Raw genomic sequence first — 24,265 nt, forward strand, 5'->3', positions numbered from 1 at the left:
TGAGGGTATGAACAAGCTTGAGAAGAAGCAATTTTATAATCAGCTTTTAAAATTAGCGGTACCGATATCCCTCCAAAGTCTAGTCATGGCGGTGCTGTATTTAGTAGATCAATTGATGGTAGGGCAGCTTGGGGGTGTAGCAATCGCTTCGGTTGGGATGGCTAGTAAAATCTATAGCGTGATTTCAGTGGTACTGGCGGGTCTTGCTACGGGTCTTGCTATATACGCGGCTCAATATTGGGGGAGTAAAGACCGAAAGAGCATCACACCACTACTGGGATTAAGTCTTGGAATTGGCCTGATCTTGTCGGGTTCATTTACGATATTTGTTTTTTTCAACCCTCGGCTATGTCTGTCTATTTTTACAACGGATAAAGAAGTGTTGGAGAATGGGTACATTTTTCTGAAAATCGTTGCCCTCAGTTATATTCCAACGATGTTGACGATGCTCTATTCGGCGGTTCTACGAAGTTCAGGACATGTAAAGTATCCAATGATTGTTAGCATAGCTGCTGTAGGAATGAATATTATTTTAAACTATGCGCTTATTTTTGGGCATTGGGAATTTCCAGAGCTTGGACTTGCAGGTGCGGCATATGCAACGTTAATCTCACGTATAGTCGAAAGTGCCTTGATTGTCGGAGCCGTATATCGTGGAAAGCTGCCGGGTGCCGGAGGTATTAAGGAACTCAGTTCGTTTTCGAAAGCGCTGTGCATACCTTTTTTAAGAACGATAGCGCCTATTGTTTTAACGGAATTGGTTTGGGTCTTAGGGGAGGCTTGTTATTCCGTAATATATAGCCGTATGGGCACAGCGGAGATGACCGCTATGACAGTGACCTTTCCGCTGCAGGGGTTGACGATTGGGCTTCTGGCAGGGCTTTCTGGTGCAGCTGGCATTATGGTCGGACATAAGCTGGGAGAGAATAATAATGCAGGTGCTTTTCAGTATGCTCGTTTTTTTGTTCGAATAGGAGTAGGGATTTCATTGCTGCTTGGTGTTCTTATTGCTGTTCTTGCCCCGCTCTACGTCTCAGCCTTTAACTTAACAGTGGAAGAGCGCCGAATGGTCACTTCCGTTATCTGCTTTTTTGCTCTTTTTTTATGGATAAAGGTGGGCAATATGATGATTGCGGGAGGGATCCTGCAGAGTGGTGGCGATAGTAAATTCGTCTTTATTATGGAAGCCTCCACAACTTGGTTGCTTGGGGTGCCTCTAGGGCTACTGTTGTCATGGGGATGGAAACAGCCTCTTCCCTGGGTATACTTCTTTCTGTCCCTGGAAGAGGCTGTTCGATTGGTTATAGGTTACGTGCGTTTTCGCCGTGGTAAATGGTTGAAGCAGCTGACCCATCAGGGGACAGAGGCGGATTGTAGTGCTTAACTAGTTACTTGCCATCGCCGGCTGGTTGCCATTGTAGGTTTTGGCTAGTTGAACATTTCCTAAGAAAGCAGAGACTCGCCGCAAATACTCACGCGGGTGCTCACGGAATAGCAATTCATGATGGCTGCCCTCTACGACCCAGGAATCTGAGAACGGATTGCTTTGGTTCGCGGCCAGCTTTTCGGCAATAGGATAAGGAGCTTTATCATCTTCGGTTCCATGCATGAGTAGAATAGGGAAAGGATAATCTTCGGATTTGACCTTTGCATAAGGAATTTGATTCAGCCCCGTACCGTTCAGAACTGGGAACAGCATTTCCATAATCGCCAGGGAAGGCTGGCGGGGCAGATCAATATTTTGCTTAATATTATGATACAGCGTATCTGGCTCTAACAAAAAGGTGCTGTCCAGAATCATCGCGTCAATGTCCTCTGATACTAATCCTGTTTGCAGTGCTGTGCCTGCTCCCATGGAGAAGCCCCATACCACTAACTCCTCAGCTCCACGTTCCTTAGCAAAATCAATAGCGCCTAGAAGCTGCTGGGATTCTTTTTTACCTCCGGTTGCAATATCCTTGTTGCCTTGGGCAGCAAAGCCGTAATCAAACATCACGACATTGAAATTCAGACTGTGTGCATAGTGAGCGAGATCGTACATAGGTACCCAAGATTCTTCCCGGTTGGCGCCATAGCCATGGCTGAACACGATAGTTTTGGTAGCCCCTTCGGAGGGAATATACCAGCCGCTCATCATCCGACTTCCATCTTTAGCTGGAAACGTCACATCCTCGTATGCGAGACCTTTGGCCTGCATGGGATTGGAATACAGAGGTGCGACCGTTGGATTAGATAACACCCAGGCGATATAGCCATGAAGTGAGACAAAGCAGAAGGATAAAAAGAAAAAAATAGATAATAGCAGTGCAACGATAATATGCTTCACACGAATCATCCGCAGCGATAGCCGGGACGAACTGCCTTGTTTAGGTAGTTTAGGTCGACGGGAGACGGTTGTGCCGGTTTGGCGAGTTGCCAGATCCATATGGTCCCCTCCTAAGAATGATGTGAGTACTAGTGCCTAGAAGAATTTGTAAAAATGATTCTAAAGCATCAGTAGATAATTTAATATGTTAATCGTATGAAAAAGCCCTTACAAAGTCAATGAATTAGACGCTTTTGTAATGTAACTGTAAAGTGCGGCCCAACCTTTTCCGGCACATTTTTGGCACAACTCCGGCGGAGTGAATATACTGGACTTTCCATAGAGTTTTGCACTAAGATAGAGTTAGTTATAATGTAACCGAGTTTCATTTGATGAAACACGAGGGGGAGATTGTCATGGAGGACCGAAAGCTTACAGTGCGTGCGGTAGAACGTGCGCTTGATATATTGCTTTGTTTTACGCAGGACAGAGATTTAGGGTTGACGGAGATCGCTTCAAAGATTGATTTACATAAAAGTACCGTCCATCGGCTGCTGGCAACCTTGGAGGAAAAGGGCTTCCTCATTCGTAATCCGGCCACTGAGAAATACAGTTTGGGTATACGAATTTGGGAATTGTCTACGCATTTGCCTGCTTTTGATGAGTCGGCCGCGGTATTATTGCCGTCAATGGAACGGCTGCGGGATCGGTTAGGGGAGACCGTTAGTTTATACTTACGCGACGGCATAGAACGTGTGCGGATTCAGGCGGTTCAGAGCCAGCAGGCCATCCGGCGAGTGGCGCAGATCGGTGCGAGATTGCCTTTATCTGTGGGCGCATCAAGTAAAGTGCTGGCAGCCTATGCTCCTCCAGAGGTGCTGAAAGAATTGCTGGAGAGTTCGGGATGGCCGGACTACGTTGAGAAGGATGTCTATCAAGAGCAGCTTAATGACATTATCCGGCTCGGATATGCCACCAGTTTCGAGGAACGCGAGCCCGGCGCGGCCGCGGTGGCGGTGCCTGTTACGGGCCGCGGTGGAAATGTGATCGCGGCGTTATCACTGTCCGGCCCAGTTAGTCGCCTATCCCGAGATACGCTAGTGGAATATGCCGCGGTACTGAAGGAAGCGGCTAGTGAAATGGGCATGATGATTCCTTAATTCGCTGGCTGAGACATACCTTGTTAAACAGCAAAGCAGCGATCTCTCCGTTACTGGAGGATCGCTGCTTTGCTGTTTTGGGGAGGGCTTAGTCGATTGTGGGTAAGTGGCAGGAAACGATGGGTAACTGATGGATAATTGCTGGTTGACTGATGAGTAATTGATGGCCTGATGAGTGAATGATGAGTGAATGATGAGTGGCTGATGAGTGAATGATGAGTGACTGATGAGTGACTGATGGGTAACTGACGGCTGACTGATGGGTAATTAACGGCTAACTGATGGGTAATTAACGGCTAACTGATGGGTAATCAACAGCTAACTGACGGCTAGCTAATGGCTAACGGCTCCCCTACCTTGCGTTGGTTTGGTGAGCTTCAGTGAATATACGTTTCTTTGGAATCCTCAGTAACTCGTAATGCTGAGTCTGGAGAGTTAGAACCCAGAGTCTAGATAGGCAGAGGGACGGAGGGGCGGGAGGATGGAAAGACGGAAAGGTAGAGAACCCACCATGAACCTACGAGCCAACGATCCTACGAGCCAACGAACCCACGAGCCAACGAACCCACGAGCCAACGAACCAACGAACCCACGAACCTACGAGCCAACAAGCCAACGAACCCACGAACCCACGAACCCACGAGCCAACGAACCTACGAGCCAACGAACCTACGAACTAATGAACTTACGAAACAATGAACTCACAAATCCGCGAACCCGCGAACCCACGAACCCACGTATCTCATAACTCGTACACAAGTAATCTCGGGTTGTTATTTAGATATTCCCTGAGGCTTCCGGACTCAGAAGACGCTATTTGCCCATTTAAAGCCTTTTTGGCAGAGTTTCGGACCCCAGTGCAGCTATTAAGCAAAAATGGGCTCATTCAGCGTGTTTATCATGCCAATAGCGACTATGGAGTCCGATCGCACGCCAAAAGTCGGATAATCGAGCGTATAGGGTCATCTGGGTCCGATAGCGCCGAATTCTAAGCGTCCCCTGAGACGTGCGGACTCAGGGGACGCTATTTGCGAATTTACAGCCATTTTGTCGTAGTTTCGGACCCCAGTGCAGCTATTCGACAAAAATGGGCTCCTGTAGCGTGTTTTTCATGTCAATAGCGACTATGGAGTCCGATCGCGCGCCAAAAGTCGGATAATCGAGCGAATAGAGTCATCTGAGTCCGATAGCATGGAATCCTAGGCGTCCCCTGAGGCTTTCGGACTCAGGGGACGCTATTTGCGAATTGACAGCCAGTTTGGCATAGTTTCGGACCCCAGTGCAGCTATTCGGCAGAAATGGGCTCATTCAGCGTGTTTTTTATGCCAATAGCGACTATGGAGTCCGATCGCACGCCAAAATTCGTAAATTTGTTCATTTAGAGTCATCTGAGTCCGACCCCGCGCCAAAAGTCGGATAATCGAGCGAATAGAGTCATCTGAGTCCGATAGCATGGAATCCTAGGCGTCCCCTGAGGCGCGCGGAATCCTAAATGTCCCCTGAGCCTCACGCAGCAATGGTGAAGATCCCAAAGGCAACAGACAGTGGCACCCCACCCGCCACAAATTGGCTGCTGGAACGACTCCATAAAAAAGGGACTGCTCACAGCCACTCATGGCCGTGAAACAGTCCCTTTTTAAGTTACTTTAAATCTATTCTACCGACACCGCGGAAGAGTCTGTAGCATCTGCCAGCATCTGGCGAAGAACAGTCTGCAGGATACCGCCGTTGCGATAGTAATCAATATCGACTGTGCTGTCGAGTCGTGCAATGACAGGGAAATCGAATTGTGTGCCGTCTTCACGGGTAGCCGTGACAGTTAGCTCTTGACTTGGTGCCACGTTGTTATCGAGACCAGTAATGTTGAAGGTCTCGCGTCCGGTCAGTCCCAAGCTGCTCCAGCCGTGGCCTTCTTGGAATTGAAGTGGGAGTACACCCATACCGACCAGATTGCTGCGGTGAATCCGCTCAAAGCTCTCAGCGATAACTGCTTTAACGCCAAGTAGAAGCGTACCCTTAGCTGCCCAGTCACGTGAGCTTCCTGTACCATACTCCTTACCAGCGATGACGATCAGATTTTGTCCAGCATCCTGATAGAGCATGGAAGCATCATAGATGGACATAACCTCGTCGCTTGGCAAGAAGGTAGTAACGCCGCCTTCTGTACCAGGAGCTACTGCGTTACGAATCCGAATGTTAGCGAACGTACCGCGCATCATGACTTCGTGGTTTCCGCGGCGTGAGCCGTAGGAGTTGAAGTCTGCACGTTCTACACCATGATCGCGCAAATATTCGCCAGCAGGACCAGAGGTAGAGATATTACCCGCTGGTGAGATATGGTCGGTTGTCACGGAATCAGCAAGCAGCGCTAGAACGCGTGCATCTTTGATATCCTTAATGTCTCCTAGACCGTCTGCCAGATGTTCGAAGAATGGCGGATTCTGGATGTACGTGGAATTATCATCCCACTCATACAGCTCGCCTTGCGGAACAGGAATCGAATTCCAACGTTCGTTAGCGGTGAATACATTTTCGTATTTGCTACGGAACATCTCCGGACTAAGGGAGAGACCAATGGCTTCACGAATTTCAGCAGTGGTTGGCCAGATATCTTTCAGGAATACTGGCTCACCTTGCGGATCAAATCCAAGTGGCTCAGTTTGCAAATCGATATTTACTGTACCAGCCAGTGCGTAAGCAACTACGAGCGGCGGTGAAGCCAAGTAGTTTGCTTTTACCTGAGCATGTACGCGGCCTTCAAAGTTCCGGTTACCGGAGATGACTGCGGCTACGGTCATGTCATTGTCAGTAATGGCTTGACTAACTTCTTCAGGCAATGGACCGGAGTTACCGATACAAGTGGCACAGCCATAACCAGCCAAGTAGAAGCCCAGTGCTTCAAGTGGTTTCAGCAAGTCTGCTTTTTGCAGGTATTCAGTAACCACCAAGGATCCTGGAGTCAAGCTGCTCTTAACGTAAGCTGGTTTGGTCAGACCACGTTCCACAGCTTTTTTCGCCAAAAGACCTGCTCCAAGCATAACGCTTGGGTTGGAAGTATTCGTACAGCTAGTAATAGCTGCGATTACGACTGCACCTGTGCTGAGCTTGCTGGTAGTATCGTTTTTGTGCTGTACTTCTACGACTTGAGCGATTTTCTCATCGCTGAGACCATAACCGCCTTTGTCTACAGGTGTACGGATAATACCTTCGAAATTTTCCTTCATATGCGTAAGTTCGATCCGGTCTTGTGGACGTTTTGGTCCAGCCAAGCTAGGAACGACAGAAGCTAAGTCAAGCTCAATCACATCGCTGAACTCAGGGTCTGGCGTATCCGAGGTACGGAACATCCCTTGTGCTTTGTAATAAGATTCAACCAACGCCACCAGATCATCCGGACGGCCCGTGCTGCGAAGATAAGCGAGTGTCTCGTCATCTACAGGGAAGAAACCGATAGTTGCTCCGTATTCTGGCGCCATGTTGGCAACAGTTGCCCGGTCAGCCAGACTGATGTTAGCAAGGCCAGGTCCGTAGAATTCGACGAATTTGCCGACTACACCCTTTTTACGCAACATTTCAGTTACTGTCAGTGCCAAATCCGTTGCTGTAGCTCCTTCGATAAGGCTGCCTGTAAGCTTGAAGCCCACTACATCAGGTGTAACAAAATAGAGCGGTTGTCCAAGCATTCCTGCTTCAGCCTCAATACCGCCTACACCCCAGCCCACAACACCCAGACCATTGATCATCGTGGTATGGGAATCCGTTCCTACAAGGGAATCTGGATAAACGACAGTTTCACCATCGATAGTTTTAGTAGTGGCAACGGAAGCTAAATACTCTAGATTTACCTGGTGCACGATACCTGTTGCTGGTGGAACTGCACGGAAGTTGTTAAAAGCTGTCTGTGCCCAACGAAGGAAACGGTAACGCTCCTCGTTGCGTTCGAACTCAACGTTCATATTGTATTCCAAGGCGTCTGCTGTACCGAAAGCATCAACCATGACAGAGTGGTCAATTACAAGGTCAACCGGGACAAGCGGATTGATCTGTTTAGGATCTCCTCCGGCTTTTTTTACAGTATCACGCATAGCTGCGAGATCCACGACTACCGGAACTCCGGTGAAATCCTGAAGCACGATACGAGCAGGGATAAATGGAATTTCTTTATTACGGTCAATGTCACCTGACCAATCGGCCAGTTGTTTCACATGTTCTTCAGTAATTGCACGTCCGTCAAACTGACGTACAGCAGCCTCTAGTAGGACTTTGATCGAAAAAGGCAGGGAAGAAATAGAGCCCAATCCTTGTTCCTCAAGGGACTTCAGATCATAATAGCGATAAGATTTGCCGCCTGATTCCAGGGTCCGAGCCAATGAAAAATGATCCTTGCTTGGCATATATGCGCCTCCTTGTTTCGTCTAATGAAACCCAATTTCAAATTGCTTCTAGCTTAATTATAACGGTTACAAAGTGGGGAGTAAAGTTTTTTTTCCTACATCTAAAGCCCGAATTATGCCTGAGAAAATGCCCAAGCTACCCTTCCATTGTTATATTGTATCGTTTCGGGATATTCTTTTTACCTCAAAAAGAGCCATTTAAAGGAGATAATTCGAAAGAATTCACCGGAATCCTTGGTTTTACTTAATTATTAGGCGAAATACACACTGAATTTCTCTTCCTCAGTCATTAGGTGATAGGGTCCTCGTTGTCCATGTTGGATTGAGATGTCGGACTTGGGGTTAGAGTTTTTGCCTGAAACATCCTTAACTATTCAACCGATCTGTATAGCGGCCTGTTTCCTTTCATATACATAGAACAGCAGTTAAAAGGGAAAGAAGGGGCGCGAGTATAATGGAACAACAGTGGAAGCAAAGTCTTTATGTATATGTTGATCAAGTGAATAAGGCCAGGGTGGAGCCTAAGTCATCATCGCATACCGTTTCCGTATCCGTTAAAGATCCGCGTTTTCTGGTAGAACAAGGGGAGCGTTCAAGACGTCTTGCTGAGTGGTATAAAGAACGTGGGATAACTCCTTTGCGCGGAGAGACAGGGGTTAAGACTTTGCGGACCGTCCGGCAGACTCCGACTGAGGTAGTAGCAGAGGTTACACTGCATAGTGCGCTTTATTATGAAAAAGGCGGCGTTAACCACCGCGAGGATATTATCGAGCTGGAGCGGCTGACCTTTGTACGGGACGGTGGGGGCTGGGAGATTGCTGGTGTGGAACGAAGTGTCCCTGAAAGAAATACGGTTCATCGGGCAGAGGTAGAGCTATCGGGCAGACTATCCAAATGGGGAGAGGCTTTGCCGGCACCGCTGCCATCACAGCCCCTGCTAAACCGGAATGTCCTCGGAGAAATTGCAGGTTCAAGAGAGGTTCGTTATAACCGTGAAGAAGCTGTGGCGTATGCCGACCGCTGGTGGAAAGACGGCAATCCGGAGTTCGAAACCTTCGAGGTGGATTGCACAAATTATGTCTCCCAATGTCTCTTTGCAGGGGGAGCACCTATCAACTATACTGGTAAAAGAGAAACGGGCTGGTGGTACAAAGGTTACCAAGGCAAACAAGAATGGTGGAGCTATAGCTGGGCTGTATCAGACAGTCTGCAACGCTATTTGAGCGGAAGTCGGAGCAGTGGCTTGCGTGCGAAAGTCATGGAGCGGCCGGAGCAATTGATGCTGGGCGATATCATTCAATATGACTGGGATGGCAACGGGCAGTATCAGCACAGCACAATCGTCACAGCTTTTGATGCAGGAGGCATGCCGCTTGTGAATGCACGTACCGTTAGCAGCCGTCATCGCTATTGGGATTATCGTGATTCCTACGCATGGACTGATCAAACAAAATACCGTTTTTTTCATATTAACGACTACTTATAGTACAGAAAGAGGTTAAGGGAATGGGGAACGCAAAACTAACCGTAGGGCTGGTGTACGGGGGCAAATCAGGAGAACATGAGGTATCGCTACAGACGGCTTTTGCCGTGATGAACTCATTTGATTATGATAAATATGAGATTATACCTTTTTACATTTCAAAACAGGGATTGTGGAAGGTTGGAGAGAAGTTATCAGCTCCTTACAGCCAAGTGGAGCAGCTCAAGCTTGCAGAAGCGACCGAAGATATGGGCACAGCCCTGAACGTGGTATTTAGTGGATTATCCGGTGCTGACCAAACAGTGGACGTAATGTTCCCGCTGCTGCACGGCACGTATGGTGAGGACGGAACGATTCAAGGGTTGTTCGAAATGGCGAATATTCCTTACATCGGTGCTGGTGTTCTTGCCTCTTCGGCAGGTATGGATAAGGTGGTCATGAAGAAGCTGTTCGCTGATGCCGGCCTGGATCAATGCGAGTTTTGTTATTTCAATATCAGCGCTTGGAAAAGAAAACGTCATGAGTTGATTGTTGGTGTAGAGGATAAACTGGGGTATCCGGTATTCGTGAAGCCTGCCAATCTAGGCTCAAGTGTAGGTATTTCTAAGGCTGCCGATAAGGATAGTCTTGTAAAAGCCATTGATTTTGCTTTCCGCTATGATACCAAAGTTATTATTGAGGAGTTTGTGGATGCGCGTGAGGTAGAGGTTGGCGTGCTTGGAAATGATGAACCAGAAGCCTCTGTTCCGGGTGAAATCGTTTCTTCTGGTGAATATTATGATTACGCAGCCAAATATACGGACGGCAAATCGCAAATGATGATTCCTGCACCAGTGGATTCTGAAGTGGCCGATCGTTTGCGGGAGTCCGCGATAGTTGCTTTTCGAGCGATTGAGGGCAGTGGAATTACCCGGGCAGACTTCTTCTTGCGAAAATCGGATGGTAAAATTCTAATTAACGAAGTGAACACGATGCCTGGTTTCACTCCTTACAGCATGTATCCGCTATTGTGGCGTGAGACGGGTGTATCTTATAGAGCTCTGTTAGACCGAATGATTGAGTTAGCCTTGGAGCGCTATAATTTTAAACAAGGTCTTAAGTACGACAACGAGTAATAGAAGCTATAGCGGGAATATCCCGACTGGAAGGAGAGAAGAAACATGGGTTTTCAAACAGAATTCAACTCCGTCTGCAAATTCAAGAGTGAACAAGAGCTGTACGAGCTGCTGGAATATGGGCGCACCAAAATGGTGAAGCAAGGCTTTCGTGTGTATCCGACGGGTCAAAAGGTTATTGCTTACACCCCTGAGAATGTAGCTGTAGCCATTGTCAAAATTTCAGCCTCGATTGCAGAGATTAATTTTCAAGGGCATGAGGTTACCGCGGTCGAGATGGAGCTTGTGCGTAAGCTGAATGAAGAAGAGTCCAGAGTGCAGACAGCTTTGGCTGAGGAAATGTTTTTTGGAGCACAGGGATGATTGTCCGCTTCGGATATGTAGCGATGTCCACCGTTATCAAAGACTGCTCCCCATCTAAGACAATGACGATGGCCTCTTTTAAGAAGCTGGATGACCGTGAAGCGGCACTTCGGCGTTTGGAGAACATCGCTAGAATGAATCTGCATAATACGCTGCGGTTGATGAAGCATAATGTGGCTTCGGACATCATGGTGTACCGTCTCACTTCCAAAATCATTCCTCTGGCGACGCATCCGGATTTGCAGGACTGGAATCCGTTTGCGGTGCTCGCCGAGGAATTTGCGGAAGTGGGCCAATATGTGAAAAAGCACGGGCTGCGCGTTTCTTTTCATCCAGATCACTTTACAGTACTTAGTACACCCCGTCCGGAGGTGCTGATAAACTCCGTACGGGATTTGCAGTACCATGTGGACATGCTGGTTGCTATGGGGCTTCCTGCCATGGCGAAGAACAATATCCATATTGGCGGAGCTTATGGGGACAAGCCTGTAGCGGCGAAGCGATTCGAGGAGCATTTCCGCGCGCTGCCGGCAGCGCTGCAGGAGCGTATAACGCTGGAGAATGACGATAAGACATTTACAGCTCCGGAGACACTGGCAGTCAGTCAGAGCGTAGGATTACCGATGGTGCTGGATATTCACCACCAATGGGTGAATAATGAAGGAGAGCTCCCTTGGGAGCTGTGGCCTGACATTTTGCAGACATGGCGAAGCGAGCTAGCACAGAAGGACGTTCCTTCTGGAGAGCTTTTGCCGCCTAAGATTCATGTATCCAGTCCGCGCAGCCCGTCTGATCCGCGCAGCCATGCGGATGGCGTGGAACCTGCGCCTTTGCTGGCTTTTCTGAAACGTATTGCCGCAGATACGCCTGCTGTCGATGTTATGATTGAGGCGAAACTAAAAGATGGCGCGTTATTTGGATTGATGGAGGCTATGAAGGAGCTGGCTGAGGCCGGTAACGGAATTTCCTTATTAAATGGGGCAAGCGTGAATATTGAACCTTAAACAATGAAAATAAGGAGATAGGTCCCGAATACGGGTCCTATCATGACTTGATATGTAACTTGAAATAGGGTACGTTGAATGAAACTTTAATCGCTTATCGTCTTTATATGGACCTGGGGCATTTATGCTCGCAGATGAGAATTGGGTCCTCTTTTGGCGGAACTTTGGGAACTTGGGGAACGTTTTGACGTATTGCACGGTATTGTGAATAGGATTGCTTTAGAATTAAAGCCATTGGCGATTATGTTCAAGAAAGTGGAGTGAAGATATGAGTCCTTTAAATCCAGAGGGTAAGAATGAACGTGAACCCTATGTAGTAACAAGCAAGGGACATACGGCGGTGGCCATTAATGCGGCTGCCAAAGCAGGAGAATGGATAAAGAGCAGACAGGGTCTCGTGAAGGAGCTGAATACAAAAACTTCAGCACAAGATCTGGTTACGGAAGTTGATAAAGGCGTTGAGCAAATGATTCGCAGGCTGATCCTGACACATTTTCCCGACCATGCCATTCTCGGGGAAGAAGGGGTTTCCCCGGGAGCAGCAGCGGCTACCGCTGCATTGGAAGAAGCTCGTGAGCATGAATATTTGTGGATTGTAGATCCTGTAGATGGTACGACTAATTTCGTACACGGATTTCCTTTTTACTGTGTCTCCATAGCATTGGTGATTCGCGGTGAACTAACTGTAGGCGTTATTTATGATCCGACTCGTGATGAAATGTTCGTCGCTGAAAAAGGAAAGGGAGCTTACATGCACGGTGTTCCTACCTCGGTCTCTACGGAGACTGATTTTGGGGACAGCCTGATTGCTATGGGCTTTCCGCCGGATCGTGAGTTTGCACAACCTGTGAATATGGCAGGACTGCAAAGTATTCTTCCGCAGATTCGTGGTATTCGTGCCGGAGGCGCGGCTGCTCTACATTTAGCTTATGTGGCGGCAGGCCGTGTAGATGGCTATTGGGAAGTGGGCTTAAGCCCTTGGGACTGTGCAGCAGGAGTACTGCTTGTACTTGAATCAGGAGGCAAGATTACGGATACCCTAGGACGTTCATATGATATTGGTACACGCCATGTAGTAGCAAGTAATGGCCACATTCACGAATATTTGGTTTCGTCACTGAAGAATGCTGAAGCAACAGGATATAAGCTTTAGGGAGGAAGATACAGCATGAGTGAGAAGGATGATTTGGAACGCAAGCTGAGCGAAATGTTGGTAGATGGTGAGATGGAACAAGGCGATCGTACGGCTAAGGAAATCCGGGAAATCTCACCTAAATATGAAATTCGTATTCAGACTACGCTCGATCCTATTGTGGAAGAAACATTGCGTTATCGTAAGATTGGATATGAGCTGGATGACCGTTATGATAAATATCTGGAGCGTGCAGGGCAGAAGTTAGAGTCAGATGAAGATTCAGACCAATAATAGCCAGTGATTTGCGAGGGCGGTTTCCTGAATATAGGAGGCCGCTCTTTTGCGTTGCTATCCTGGGATGGTAGAATGGAATTAGAACAATTTGGGAGGGATACGATGCTAGGCAATTGGAAAAAAAATTGGGCAGCTGGCATAAGCAGCCTGCTTTTGTTATCTGCGCTGATTAGCGTAGGAGCAGGCACGGCAAATGCGGCTGACACGACTGCAATACAAGACTCTGGGCAAGATGTCTTTCGCATCGTAGCTCTAGGTGATTCCATTACTGCTGGCTACGAGCCAGGAATGACGGACGTGAATACTAAGCCATACGGCTATGCGGAGAGATTGCTTGAGCAGGGCTGGTATCATGGCAGAAGTGAACTTACTAATTATGGTATTCTAGGGCTGACTACGGCCGGATTACGTAATTACACAGGAGCGATCAAGGATGGTTCAGTGATTACTGCTGAAGGAGTTCAGGCAGGTCTCCCAGATCCACGAATAGAGCAGTTCGTGAAGCTAACTCCGCAGATCGCAGCAGAGCTTAAGGAAGCTGATCTGATTACCATTACGATTGGTGGGAATGATGTAAGCAGTCTGTTCTTGCAGTTCAAGGAGCTGACGGATGCGGATTTCCAAACACAGCTGGACCAGCGGCTAGCGGATTATCAAACAAATGTGAAGGCAGTGCTGGAGAATATTCGTGCGGTAAGTCCGCAAACGACGATTATACTGGCCGATCAATATCAGCCTGCCCCTAAGGTTGCGCTTGGTCAAATGTACAACAGATTAATGACGGCAGCGGGCAAATTTACGGAAGCAGCGGATAGTGTAGCTGCAAGCGTGAACCAAGAGGGAGCGAAGGTGCTTGTAGCTCATGTTGCGGCTAAGTTTGCCGGGGTAGAAGGCTCGCTGACACATATTATTGGAGCAGGGCAAACTGATTTTCACCCGACGCAGCTTGGATACGAGACTATTGCTAAGGTCTTTGCGGAGTTACAATGGGGAGAGTATCGCGTTCCTACTGTAGCTACAATGGCTACTGCATCGGTACCGATGTCGATTGTAGTGAAGGGCGTGGAGTTGAATACACCCAATAAGCCTATCCTTAAAAATGGGCAGAACTTTTTGGCGCTAAAAGATATTCTAAATGCCGTGGGCGCAAGCGGGAAGTGGGATAACAAAACCTCCAGCGCTACCATCGTGTATGGTGGAAGAACCGTTGTGATCACCATTGGCTCGAAATTTATTAAGGTGAATGGAGAGAACGTGGCTATTGATACTCCAGCTTTTCTGCAAAAGGTAGGCAAGGAGGACAAAACCTACTTACCCCTTGCCGCTTTGGCGACAGGACTTGGATTCGATGTTAATTACAGCAGCAAACTGCGAACTGCTTTCATAAATCCATAAAGCTGCATACTATACATCATAAGAAATTAAATTAAGCCCGTAAGGAAAAGGTGGATGGAATATTGTCTAGTTCAAAATATAATGCTGAATATATCATCACCATGGATGATATAGTGCGGGAGGGTCATCCCGTACTTCGTACCGTAGCACAACCAGTGGAGCTTCCATTACAGGCGGAAGATCGTGAGGCTTTGCAATGTATGCTTCAATTTCTGAAGAACAGTCAGGACCCGGAGATTTCCGAAGAATATAAGCTGCGCTCTGGCGTAGGTCTGTCGGCGAATCAAATCGGACTGGAGAAGCGTATGTTCGCGATGTATCTTACAGACGAGAGAGGGCGGGCTGTAGAGCATGCTTGGGTTAACCCTAAGATCATAAGCCACTCCTTGTCTATGGTGTACTTACCAGAAAGCGAGGGCTGTCTGTCCGTTGATCGTCCCGTGCATGGCTTTGTACCTCGGTATGAAACCGTGAAGGTGAAGGGTTATGATCTGGAGGGCAAGGAGGTTGTCCTTAAATTTAAGGGCTACCAAGCTATCATCATCCAGCATGAAATAGACCATCTCGATGGGATTATGTTCTATGACCGAATTAACAAGGAGAATCCGTTTAAGCTGCCTCAGGGCGTGGAGATCCGGAACTTATATGAGTAGGAGAGTAACTCTGAATTAAAAAGCGGGCGACCTTACAGCGTAAAGCTGATGGTCGCTTTTTTTTTTTTACCTATCGGCAAGATTATGATATTTCAAATATTTTACAAATCAATCGAAAGGATGTACCCTTACAATTAATGGATTTAAATTAGTAATAAGAGGAGGGTGTTAAATGAACTGGAGCAGAATGCCAATTAGAGGATTCGCCAACGAATATAATGATGAGGTTAAAAAGATTGATGAGCAGATTTTGAGTCTGATTCAGGAACGTAAAGCTATAACAGGCAAGAAACGATTATCCCCTGATAGTAAGCTACTTGAGGAATGGGCAACTAGATTCGAGATGAATACTACTCAGATTGTGCAGCATTTGCACCTTATGAATGAAACTGTACCCAGAAGACAATATTGGGAAGAGCCTGGTTTATTGCTGGGAGTGCTTCCGATTGTGAAGCGGACGGTCGTTGAAGAATGCGAGTATATACTTACGCATGCTATGCAGTATGAAGCCTTCAGCATAGTTACTGTGGAAATCAAATATTTAAAAGAAGCTGTAGGACATATTCATCTTCGAACGGCTTTAACGCTTGAAGTGGCGGGTGAGAATGAATATGAAGTGCAGCCGCATGGTGGTCATGGAGGTGGAGCGCATACACAAATGCAATTCTTGGTCGCCCCAACGCTGCCGGAGCATCTGGAGGGTGTAGAGTTTTCACTAGTGCCTGGGAGCGAGCAAATGTTAAGACCGTTAATGACTGAGATTACGTTGGACAAGCAGGTGGATTTTACATGAGAGTAGTAGAATATTTGGACTTCCAAACGCTGTTAGCGGATGAAATCCGTAGATAAAGGTGGTCACTATCGCTCACACTCTTACAAAACGATTCTTTCTTTAACCCCTAGACTATATACGGTGTGTTTCTGCTTTTTGCGGTGTGAGCTACAGAGTTATTACGGAAAAACTCCCTGAAAATAACCTATATTCTCTGTAAATGAACAGAATTAGGGATTTTCTCCCTAAAAAACGGGTAAGTTCCTTGTTTTCCGCTAAATTAGCTAAATTATAGGGAGGATTTCCCTGATTATCTATCGAAGCTCCCTAACCCTTGCACTAAACACGGGGAAGGTCCGGCGATACCTGTTACGTAGCCTAGAGAAATTGACGCTTGAGAACGGCTGGCTTAAGCTTGCCACAAGCTACAGATGCAGACTGTGGATGAGTAAAAATGTAGAGCAGCGATCCTCCAATATAGGAGAATCGCTGCTCTTTTAACATTTGCGGTTTATGGGACTGGGACAGCCCCTTAATCTATGCAGCTGTTATTCAGCTTATAGAGCACTGCGTTTCATAATCCATTCTTATTTCTCAGTCGCCATAGCGCGGAAGGATTCTTCAGCTGCGACAAGTGTAGCATCAATATCTGCATCAGTATGTGCTGTGGTCAGGAACCAAGCTTCGTATTTCGAAGGGGCAAGGTTAATGCCACGGTTCAGCATATGCCGGAAGAAGCTGGCGAACAATTCGCCGTCTGTATCCTGAGCCTCGTCATAATTCGTAACCGGATGATTACAGAAATGAGTGGAGAACGAACCACGGATGCGGTTGATTGTCAGTGGAATCCCATGACGGTCTGCAGATGCTTTAAGTCCATCGGCGAGGCGGATTGCAAGCCGATCCATTTCTTCGTATACACCCTCTGCACTCAGAACCTCTAAACAAGCAATCCCTGCAGAGATAGACGCAGGATTGCCCGCCATTGTGCCGGCTTGATATGCCGGTCCAAGTGGAGCTACCTGTTCCATAACATGCTTGCGGCCGCCGTAAGCGCCGATAGGCAGGCCGCCACCGATGATTTTACCAAGTGCAGTAAGGTCAGGAGTAATGTCCTCATGATTATCCAGCCCCGCATAGGTTTGTGTAGAACCATAATGGAAGCGGAAGGCAGTAATGACTTCGTCATAAATAACAAGGGAGCCATTATCGTGAGCCAGCTTGCAAAGTCCTTCGAGGAAACCAGGCTTAGGCATCACCATGCCGAAATTCCCCACAATCGGTTCAACCATAACAGCTGCGACATCTTCGCCCCATTTCTCCAGCGCCTCTTTCAGGCTGTCCAGATCATTAAAGGGAACGGTGATTACCTCCTGGGCGATACTGCTTGGAACACCGGCACTGTCTGGAATGCCAAGTGTAGAAGGTCCGGATCCTGCTGCTACAAGCACCAGATCAGAGTGGCCGTGGTAACAGCCAGCAAATTTTACGATTTTGCTGCGTTTTGTATAGGCACGGGCTACACGAATCGTTGTCATAACCGCTTCGGTTCCGGAATTGACGAAACGTACTTTATCCATAGAAGGAATGGCTTCTTTTAGCATTTTAGCAAGTTTAATTTCGAGCTGGGTTGGGGTTCCGTAAAGAACACCATTTTCTGCTGCTGTCGTAATTGCTTTGGTAATATGAGGGTGGGCATGGCCGGTAATGATCGGTCCATAGGCTTGGAGATAATCGATATATTCATTGCCGTCTTCATCCCAGAAGTGAGATCCACTGGCGCGTTTCATAAATACAGGTGCTCCGCCGCCAACGGCTTTGAAGGAGCGGGAAGGGCTATTTACACCCCCAACGATATGCTGGAGGGCTTCGTGATAAAGTTGTTCAGATGTGGAGCGATTCATAATGTGATCATCCTTTCGATTGTTGGTGCTCAAGGGAACGGGCGAACAACGGTGTTTTCCGTTGTCCGCCCGTATTATACCAAGTCACTGCTTTGTGTACATGTGAACTTTGCTTGTCAGGCCCTTAATGGGTCCCGCCAGAACTGCTATTGGAGGTGTTCTCCGATGTAGGGGTTGGTGTTGGCTCAGGACCATTTATGGTATCCTGTATAAATTCTTTTAGCTTCTTTTCGCTACGAATTCCGATAACCTGTGATCCGTCACTTGTAGTCTCCTCAGTGAGCAGATCCATTGGCGGAATTTGCTCACTGCCACCCATACTGCTATTATACCCTACGCTTGCCAGCTTCCACATATCATTAACTGACATATTGGTTTCAATATAAGGCGTAACCTGCGACAGGATATTTGGCAGCTTGACAATGGAGGTGGTGCTGATCAGCTTATCAGCCACAGCCTTGAGAAAACCGCGTTGGCGCTCGGTTCGAGTGAAATCGGAGGTAGCGTCATGCCGAAAGCGAACATATTGTAGCGCCATGTTGCCGTCAAGATGCTGATATCCTTTTTTTAGATCAATATCATATTCCGGACCGTCTGCAACGGTTTTGTAGACCATATCTTTTTCGACTTCATAATCCACACCCCCAACGGCATCAACCAGCTTGATGAATCCTTGGAAGTCCGTGTAGACATAATATTGAATTGGGATACCGAGCAGATCGCTGACGGTCTGCATCGCAGTATTAGGTCCATAAATAATCGCTGTATTAATACGTTTCTCGCCATGATCTGGAATCGGAACGTACGTATCTCTCAGTATTGAAAATACACTGATTTTCTTCTTCACAGGGTCAAGAGAAGCGACGAGCATTGTATCTGAACGGGGGATTTCCCCTTTCTTCACACCTCGGGCATCTACACCCATTAATAGGATATTAACAGGCTCTGTACCTTCCCACTTAGGAGGCTCAGGGGTGTCGACATCAACGGTCTCTGCATTTTGAAAAGGGGAATCTTCAGTATTCGACATGCTACCAAGCTCATTGTAAATGGTTGTAATGTAGAAAATGGCCCCACCGATAATAAGGAGGAGTATAATGGCCAGCGTCCAAAGCAGCGGTTTCTTTTTTGACTTACCAGTCTTTGCGTGCCTTTTCTTTCTAGGTGGCATTTCTCGTTCTTCCTTTCGCATTCACGTTGACTACATTATAATTTCTTTTGGGGATACGTGCAATTTAGGAATAATTCCCCAATCTTTAGAAGGAGTGGATATATCTTGATCGAAGTAGCTATTGGACAAAAAGTACCCAATTTCACCCTTCCCTCTTCCAATGGGCATGAGGTTAGTTTGAGTGATTTCTTGGGCCGAAAGGTCATCTTATATTTTTACCCTAAAAATATGACACCAGCCTGCACGCAGGAGGCCTGCGAATTTCGTGATGCTTTTGATCAAATCACGGCGGTGGGTGCGGTTGTTCTGGGCATTAGTCCGGACTCTTTGGCATCACACGCTAAATTTACAGAGAAGCATAGTTTGCCCTTTCCACTGCTGTCTGATGAGGATCATAAGGTAAGTGAAATGTTCGGCGTATGGCAGCTCAAGAAACTTTACGGCAAAGAATTTATGGGAATTGTGCGATCTACTTTTCTGATTGATGAGCAGGGGATATTAGTGGAAGAATGGCGGAAGGTAAGGGTAAAAGGGCATGTCGCAAACACGATAGCAGGAATAAGCGAATCATAAATTTTACTAATTACTTTTTATTGATGTCTATTACATTTTTAACAGCTTATATAAGGTGTTGTCATGATATAGTTTCCTCATAATTGCTTCAAATTTGGAGCAAGAAGAGGTGGTGGAGTGATAATGCTGCATATTGGGCTTGATATCGGATCAACTACTGCTAAATTAGTTGTCATAGAGCGGGACATCATTGTTTATCAAGACTATGTAAGACATTATAGCGATATTAAAAAAGCGGCCCTCTCTCTTCTGTCTGATGTACGTGACAGATTCCCAGAGAGGGGAGCTAGGCTTACTGTAAGCGGTTCCTCGGGGTTGTCTTTATCCAAATTAGGTGGAGTTCCCTTTATTCAGGAGGTGATTGCCTGTACGAAGGCGATCAGTGCGCTGATCCCGGAATGTGACACGGCGATTGAACTGGGTGGAGAGGACGCTAAGATAATATATCTTCGGGGCGGCATTGAGCAGCGTATGAATACAGCCTGCGCGGGCGGAACGGGAGCGTTCATCGATCAGATGGCAGCGCTGCTGCAGACCGATCCGGCAGGCTTAAATGTTTTGGCGGAGAAGCATGAGCGAATCTATCCCATAGCTTCACGCTGTGGTGTATTTGCCAAAAGCGATGTACAGCCGCTGCTTAATGAAGGAGCACGCCGGGAGGATGTGGCGGCTTCGATCTTTCAGAGTATCGTTAATCAGACGATTAGCGGTCTTGCTTGTGGACGTCCGATTCGAGGACGGGTGGCTTTTCTTGGCGGCCCGCTGACCTTCCTGCCTGCCTTGCGGCAGCGTTTTGCGGAAACGCTGGAGCTGGCGGAGGAGGATATCCTGTTCCCGGAACGCTCACAGTATTTCGTGGCGATTGGAGCTGCGCTCTCCGAAGCTGATCCAGTCGTATTGCCACTTTCAAGCTGGATCACGCGAATTGCGGCGGTTGATTTTACTGCGGATCGAGCTGCGGATGCTGAATTGCCTCCGCTTTTTGAGAATGCCGCTGAGCTTGCAGAATTTCGGCTTCGTCACGGCAAAGCCTCTGCAGCGAGATCAGATTTAGCCTTATATCGTGGACCTTGTTATCTAGGAATTGATGCCGGCTCAACCACAACTAAACTCGTGTTAACCGGTTCGGCTGACGAAATTCTCTATACCTTTTATGGCAGCAACAAAGGCAACCCGCTGCATTCGGTCAGCGATGCACTGAAGGAGATCTACCGGGTTCTGCCTGAAGGCTGCCATATCGCAGGATCATATGTGACAGGGTACGGTGAGGGGTTAATCAAGGCCGCTCTGCGGACAGATGGCGGAGAAGTAGAGACTGTTGCACACTACAAGGCAGCTTCCAAGTTCATGCCAGAAGTAGATTTCATACTGGATATCGGTGGTCAGGACATGAAGTGCATCAAAATCCGTGGCGGTGCTATCGACAGCCTTATGCTCAATGAAGCTTGTTCAGCCGGTTGTGGCTCTTTTCTGGAGAGCTTTGCCTCTGCCCTCGGACTTGGGATCGAGGAATTTGCCAAAACTGCACTCGAAACGACTCAGCCTGTTAATTTGGGCTCGCGCTGCACGGTGTTCATGAACTCTAAGGTCAAGCAGGTTCAGAAGGAGGGCGCATCATTAGCGGATTTATCGGCGGGTCTTGCCTACTCTGTGATCAAGAATGCTCTGCAAAAGGTAATTAAAATCCGCAATCCGGAGGACTTAGGGCGAAATATCATCGTTCAGGGCGGTACCTTCTATAATGAAGCTGTATTGCGCGCCTTTGAGTCCTTGACGGGGCGGACGGTGGTTAGACCGGATATAGCTGGCGTAATGGGAGCTTACGGCTGTGCACTGATTGCGCGTGAGCAAGCAGGGGTTAACGGATCCAGTACGCTGCTTGGAGCAGAGGAGCTTGCCAGCTTTAAATATGAGGTCTCCTCAGGCCGCTGTGGCCGCTGTGGGAATAACTGTGCGCTGACGATCAGTCGTTTTCCGGATAAGAGCTTTTATGTGACCGGCAATCGCTGCGAACGCGGCGCAGGAGTCAAAAAAGAGAAAAATGTCCTGCCGAATCTGATGCAGTATAAATATGAACGGTTTTTTGAGTACGAGAGTTTACCGGAAACAGGGGCATGGCGGGGGACCGTCGGGATTCCGCGTACCATGAATATGTTTGAGAATTACCCGTTCTGGCACACTTTTTTCACCAAACTGGGCTATCGGGTGATTCTCTCCCCTAAATCAAGCAAGAAGCTCTTCGAAAGCGGCATGGATACGATTCCTTCAGAATCGATATGTTATCCTGCGAAGATGGCCCATGGACATGTGCAAAGCCTGATCGGTAAAGGTGTCGATTTTATTTTTTATCCAGCGGTGGTGTATGAGAAAAAAGAAGATGAAGCTGCGGATAATCACTTCAATTGTCCAGTGGTCGCCTCTTATCCCGAAGTCATTCGCAACAATATGGATGGGTTAAAGGACAATGGAATCAAGCTTGTCAGTCCATTCCTGACCTTTGATGATATTTCTGCGCTGACCAAAGGGCTGGTGAAGACATTTACCAGCATTCCGCGAGAAGAGATTGCGTCCGCGGTGCAGGCGGGACTTACAGAGGCTGATAACGCCAAAGGTGATGTGCGTACCAAAGGGGAAGAGACCCTTGTGTACCTAGCTGATACTGGAACCAAAGGAATCCTGCTCTGCGGGCACCCTTATCATGCCGATCCTGAGATTAATCACGGGATAGCGGATATGATAACCGGGATGGGACTCGCCGTGCTGACAGAAGATTCTGTCTGCCATCTGGACCACAGCGAAGGGGATGTGGCTGTCGTTAATCAGTGGACCTACCATGCCCGGATGTACCGTGCAGCCCGCCTTGCTGCAGTCCGCTCGGATCTGGAGCTTGTTCAATTGACTTCCTTCGGCTGTGGGATCGATGCGATCACTTGTGATGCCGTACAGGATATTATGGAAAGACATAACAAGGTATATACATTGATCAAAATCGATGAGATCAGCAATCTTGGTGCAGCGCGCATTCGGCTTCGTTCATTGCTGGCGGCAATGCGTGAGCGTGAAAAAGGTAAGGTAGTGCCGCAAAAGCCGCCAAAAGTGCAGGCTAATGTGTTATTTACGAAGGAAATGAAAGAGACCTATACCATTCTTGCACCACAGATGTCGCCTATTCATTTTGAATTGTTTGAGCAGGTGTTTCGCGATGCCGGATACCGTCTGAAGATACTTGAGACGACCGGACCCGAAGAGACAGAAGAAGGTCTGAGATACGTTAATAATGATGCGTGTTATCCGGCAATTGTGACGATTGGCCAGATTCTGTCGGCGCTGAAAAGTGGGGAATACGATCCGGATCGTACTGCTGTGATTATGTCACAGACGGGTGGCGGCTGCCGGGCTACGAATTATATTTCTTTGCTGCGCAAAGCCTTAAAGGATTCAGACCTAGAACAAATTCCGGTGATTTCACTCAACGCTTCAGGGATGGAGAATCAGCCGGGTTTCCGTATCAGTCTTAAGCTGGCGAATCGGTTGATAGCTGCCGCTTGTTATGGTGATCTTATGATGCGGATGTTAAATCACTTTAGGCCGCATGAGGTTGTTCCAGGAAGTGCGGAAGTTCTATTCCGCAAAGGGATGGAGCGTTGCAAGGCAAGCTTATCCAACTTTTCATTCCGAGAATACAAACGCCTGATTCGTGAGATTGTTGCAGAGTTCTGCAAGCTGCCCGTTACAGGTGTTACTAAACCAAGAGTAGGCATTGTCGGTGAGATCCTGATCAAATTTCATCCGGATGCTAATAACCGCATTATAGAGATGATCGAGGCAGAGGGCGGGGAAGCGGTAATGCCGGATTTCCTGGATTTCATTTTCTATTGTGTATATAATCCGATCTACAAAGCTGAGCAATTCGGCAAAAGCAAACGGCTCGGCTATATCAATCCCATGCTGATCTCTTATCTGGAAATTTACCGTAAGCCGATTAAGGTTGCCCTTGAGGATGCGGGGCTGGCTAAAGGACGGGAGAATATTTATGGTCTTGCCGAGAAGGCCAGCCGACTGGTGTCCGTAGGGAATCAGATGGGTGAGGGCTGGTTTTTAACCGCAGAAATGATGGATTTGTTGGATAATGGTGTGAACAACATCGCCTGTATTCAACCGTTCGCGTGCCTGCCCAACCATATCACCGGGCGTGGGATGATTAAAGGTCTTAAGGAATTATATCCGGGTGCAAATATCGTGGCGATTGACTATGATGCTGGAGTCAGCGTAGTCAACCAAGCGAATCGGATCAAGCTGATGATGTCAATTGCCAGCAGCCAGGAAGAGACTAAGCCATCTAATTTAAAACTGCAGGATAAGCCTCAGCAGCAGACTTTACCTGAAAGTTCATACAGCTTAACCTGAGCATTGTTCAGACGAAAAAGCGGGCCAAGGATCTACCTTGGTTCGCTTTTTTTATGCTTTGTGCACTTATGTATGATTTTCATGTTTTTCCTGCAATATAAAATTACCTTTCAGAAAGTTACAGCAAAATATTGACC

17 protein-coding genes are annotated in these 24,265 nt (G+C 47.6%); 13 read left to right on the forward strand and 4 right to left on the reverse strand.

Annotation, left to right across the window (positions count from 1 at the left end; genetic code table 11):
• Positions 1 to 7: 7 nt before the first annotated feature.
• Positions 8 to 1,384, forward strand: coding sequence for an MATE family efflux transporter (locus MHI25_RS03440; protein WP_076193774.1), 1,377 nt, complete (start codon positions 8 to 10; stop codon positions 1,382 to 1,384).
• On the opposite strand, the gene MHI25_RS03445 is transcribed toward MHI25_RS03440, so the two are convergent.
• A complete protein-coding gene (locus tag MHI25_RS03445; RefSeq protein ID WP_340394975.1) occupies positions 1,385 to 2,425 on the reverse strand; it encodes an alpha/beta hydrolase in 1,041 nt (346 codons plus the stop codon). It abuts the gene before it with no gap.
• A 296-nt stretch (positions 2,426 to 2,721) separates the two neighbouring features.
• Here MHI25_RS03445 and MHI25_RS03450 point away from each other — a divergent pair, with 296 nt between their 5' ends.
• A complete protein-coding gene (locus MHI25_RS03450; RefSeq protein ID WP_076124389.1) occupies positions 2,722 to 3,465 on the forward strand; it encodes an IclR family transcriptional regulator in 744 nt (247 codons plus the stop codon).
• 1,652 nt (positions 3,466 to 5,117) lie between these two features.
• On the opposite strand, the gene acnA is transcribed toward MHI25_RS03450, so the two are convergent.
• A complete protein-coding gene (gene acnA, locus MHI25_RS03455) occupies positions 5,118 to 7,859 on the reverse strand; it encodes an aconitate hydratase AcnA (protein WP_038568617.1) in 2,742 nt (913 codons plus the stop codon).
• A 451-nt stretch (positions 7,860 to 8,310) separates the two neighbouring features.
• Between acnA and MHI25_RS03460 the strand changes: the two genes are divergently transcribed.
• From MHI25_RS03460 to MHI25_RS03500, 9 genes are all read left to right on the forward strand, one after another.
• The gene (locus tag MHI25_RS03460; RefSeq protein ID WP_340395653.1) at positions 8,311 to 9,345 is read left to right on the forward strand and encodes an amidase domain-containing protein; all 1,035 of its coding nucleotides are present in this window, start codon (positions 8,311 to 8,313) and stop codon (positions 9,343 to 9,345) included.
• 20 nt (positions 9,346 to 9,365) lie between these two features.
• Positions 9,366 to 10,457, forward strand: a complete 1,092-nt coding sequence (locus tag MHI25_RS03465) for a D-alanine--D-alanine ligase (RefSeq protein ID WP_076130522.1) — start codon at positions 9,366 to 9,368, stop codon at positions 10,455 to 10,457.
• A gap of 45 nt (positions 10,458 to 10,502) precedes the next feature.
• Entirely contained in the window at positions 10,503 to 10,820 is a 318-nt protein-coding gene (locus MHI25_RS03470; RefSeq protein ID WP_036679853.1) for a hypothetical protein, read from the forward strand.
• Positions 10,817 to 11,824: a UV DNA damage repair endonuclease UvsE gene (gene uvsE / locus MHI25_RS03475; protein WP_339281634.1), complete on the forward strand. Its 1,008-nt coding sequence runs from the start codon at positions 10,817 to 10,819 to the stop codon at positions 11,822 to 11,824. Before MHI25_RS03470 ends, uvsE begins: the two co-directional genes overlap by 4 nt.
• 268 nt (positions 11,825 to 12,092) lie before the next feature.
• The gene (locus MHI25_RS03480) at positions 12,093 to 12,977 is read left to right on the forward strand and encodes an inositol monophosphatase family protein (RefSeq protein WP_036679857.1); all 885 of its coding nucleotides are present in this window, start codon (positions 12,093 to 12,095) and stop codon (positions 12,975 to 12,977) included.
• 15 nt (positions 12,978 to 12,992) lie between these two features.
• Complete coding sequence (locus tag MHI25_RS03485) at positions 12,993 to 13,250, forward strand: hypothetical protein (protein WP_076303431.1); 258 nt, start codon at positions 12,993 to 12,995, stop codon at positions 13,248 to 13,250.
• 105 nt (positions 13,251 to 13,355) lie between these two features.
• Positions 13,356 to 14,648 carry a stalk domain-containing protein gene (locus MHI25_RS03490; protein WP_340394976.1) on the forward strand — a complete coding sequence of 431 codons (1,293 nt, stop codon included), beginning with the start codon at positions 13,356 to 13,358 and terminating at the stop codon, positions 14,646 to 14,648.
• Between the two features lie 101 nt (positions 14,649 to 14,749).
• The gene (gene def / locus MHI25_RS03495) at positions 14,750 to 15,301 is read left to right on the forward strand and encodes a peptide deformylase (RefSeq protein WP_036679906.1); all 552 of its coding nucleotides are present in this window, start codon (positions 14,750 to 14,752) and stop codon (positions 15,299 to 15,301) included.
• A gap of 172 nt (positions 15,302 to 15,473) precedes the next feature.
• On the forward strand, positions 15,474 to 16,094 hold the full coding sequence (locus MHI25_RS03500; protein ID WP_076220196.1) for a hypothetical protein: 621 nt from the start codon (positions 15,474 to 15,476) through the stop codon (positions 16,092 to 16,094).
• Between the two features lie 566 nt (positions 16,095 to 16,660).
• Here the strand turns inward: MHI25_RS03500 and MHI25_RS03505 are convergent.
• The gene (locus MHI25_RS03505) at positions 16,661 to 17,977 is read right to left on the reverse strand and encodes a glutamate-1-semialdehyde 2,1-aminomutase (protein WP_076186305.1); all 1,317 of its coding nucleotides are present in this window, start codon (positions 17,975 to 17,977) and stop codon (positions 16,661 to 16,663) included.
• 124 nt (positions 17,978 to 18,101) lie between these two features.
• Complete coding sequence (locus MHI25_RS03510; protein ID WP_076307387.1) at positions 18,102 to 19,148, reverse strand: LCP family protein; 1,047 nt, start codon at positions 19,146 to 19,148, stop codon at positions 18,102 to 18,104.
• Between the two features lie 105 nt (positions 19,149 to 19,253).
• Between MHI25_RS03510 and bcp the strand changes: the two genes are divergently transcribed.
• On the forward strand, positions 19,254 to 19,721 hold the full coding sequence (gene bcp / locus MHI25_RS03515) for a thioredoxin-dependent thiol peroxidase (RefSeq protein WP_076186308.1): 468 nt from the start codon (positions 19,254 to 19,256) through the stop codon (positions 19,719 to 19,721).
• Positions 19,722 to 19,844: 123 nt separating this feature from the next.
• Positions 19,845 to 24,128 (forward strand): acyl-CoA dehydratase activase-related protein, encoded by a 4,284-nt coding sequence (locus MHI25_RS03520; RefSeq protein WP_340395654.1) that lies wholly within the window; start codon positions 19,845 to 19,847, stop codon positions 24,126 to 24,128.
• The last annotated feature ends 137 nt before the right edge of the window (positions 24,129 to 24,265 follow it).

Source organism: Paenibacillus sp. FSL E2-0177 (assembly GCF_037992975.1).
GTDB lineage: Bacteria > Bacillota > Bacilli > Paenibacillales > Paenibacillaceae > Paenibacillus_AQ > Paenibacillus_AQ odorifer.

Coding starts and splice junctions, on each gene's coding strand:
- uvsE (WP_339281634.1), top strand. CDS start 10,817: ATGATTGTCCGCTTCGGATATGTAGCGATGTCCACCGTTATCAAAGAC.
- MHI25_RS03440 (WP_076193774.1), top strand. CDS start 8: ATGAACAAGCTTGAGAAGAAGCAATTTTATAATCAGCTTTTAAAATTA.
- MHI25_RS03490 (WP_340394976.1), top strand. CDS start 13,356: ATGCTAGGCAATTGGAAAAAAAATTGGGCAGCTGGCATAAGCAGCCTG.
- MHI25_RS03505 (WP_076186305.1), bottom strand. CDS start 17,977: ATGAATCGCTCCACATCTGAACAACTTTATCACGAAGCCCTCCAGCAT.
- MHI25_RS03465 (WP_076130522.1), top strand. CDS start 9,366: ATGGGGAACGCAAAACTAACCGTAGGGCTGGTGTACGGGGGCAAATCA.
- MHI25_RS03445 (WP_340394975.1), bottom strand. CDS start 2,425: ATGGATCTGGCAACTCGCCAAACCGGCACAACCGTCTCCCGTCGACCT.
- MHI25_RS03500 (WP_076220196.1), top strand. CDS start 15,474: ATGAACTGGAGCAGAATGCCAATTAGAGGATTCGCCAACGAATATAAT.
- MHI25_RS03470 (WP_036679853.1), top strand. CDS start 10,503: ATGGGTTTTCAAACAGAATTCAACTCCGTCTGCAAATTCAAGAGTGAA.
- MHI25_RS03485 (WP_076303431.1), top strand. CDS start 12,993: ATGAGTGAGAAGGATGATTTGGAACGCAAGCTGAGCGAAATGTTGGTA.
- acnA (WP_038568617.1), bottom strand. CDS start 7,859: ATGCCAAGCAAGGATCATTTTTCATTGGCTCGGACCCTGGAATCAGGC.
- MHI25_RS03450 (WP_076124389.1), top strand. CDS start 2,722: ATGGAGGACCGAAAGCTTACAGTGCGTGCGGTAGAACGTGCGCTTGAT.
- MHI25_RS03480 (WP_036679857.1), top strand. CDS start 12,093: ATGAGTCCTTTAAATCCAGAGGGTAAGAATGAACGTGAACCCTATGTA.
- def (WP_036679906.1), top strand. CDS start 14,750: ATGGATGATATAGTGCGGGAGGGTCATCCCGTACTTCGTACCGTAGCA.
- MHI25_RS03520 (WP_340395654.1), top strand. CDS start 19,845: ATGCTGCATATTGGGCTTGATATCGGATCAACTACTGCTAAATTAGTT.
- MHI25_RS03510 (WP_076307387.1), bottom strand. CDS start 19,148: ATGCCACCTAGAAAGAAAAGGCACGCAAAGACTGGTAAGTCAAAAAAG.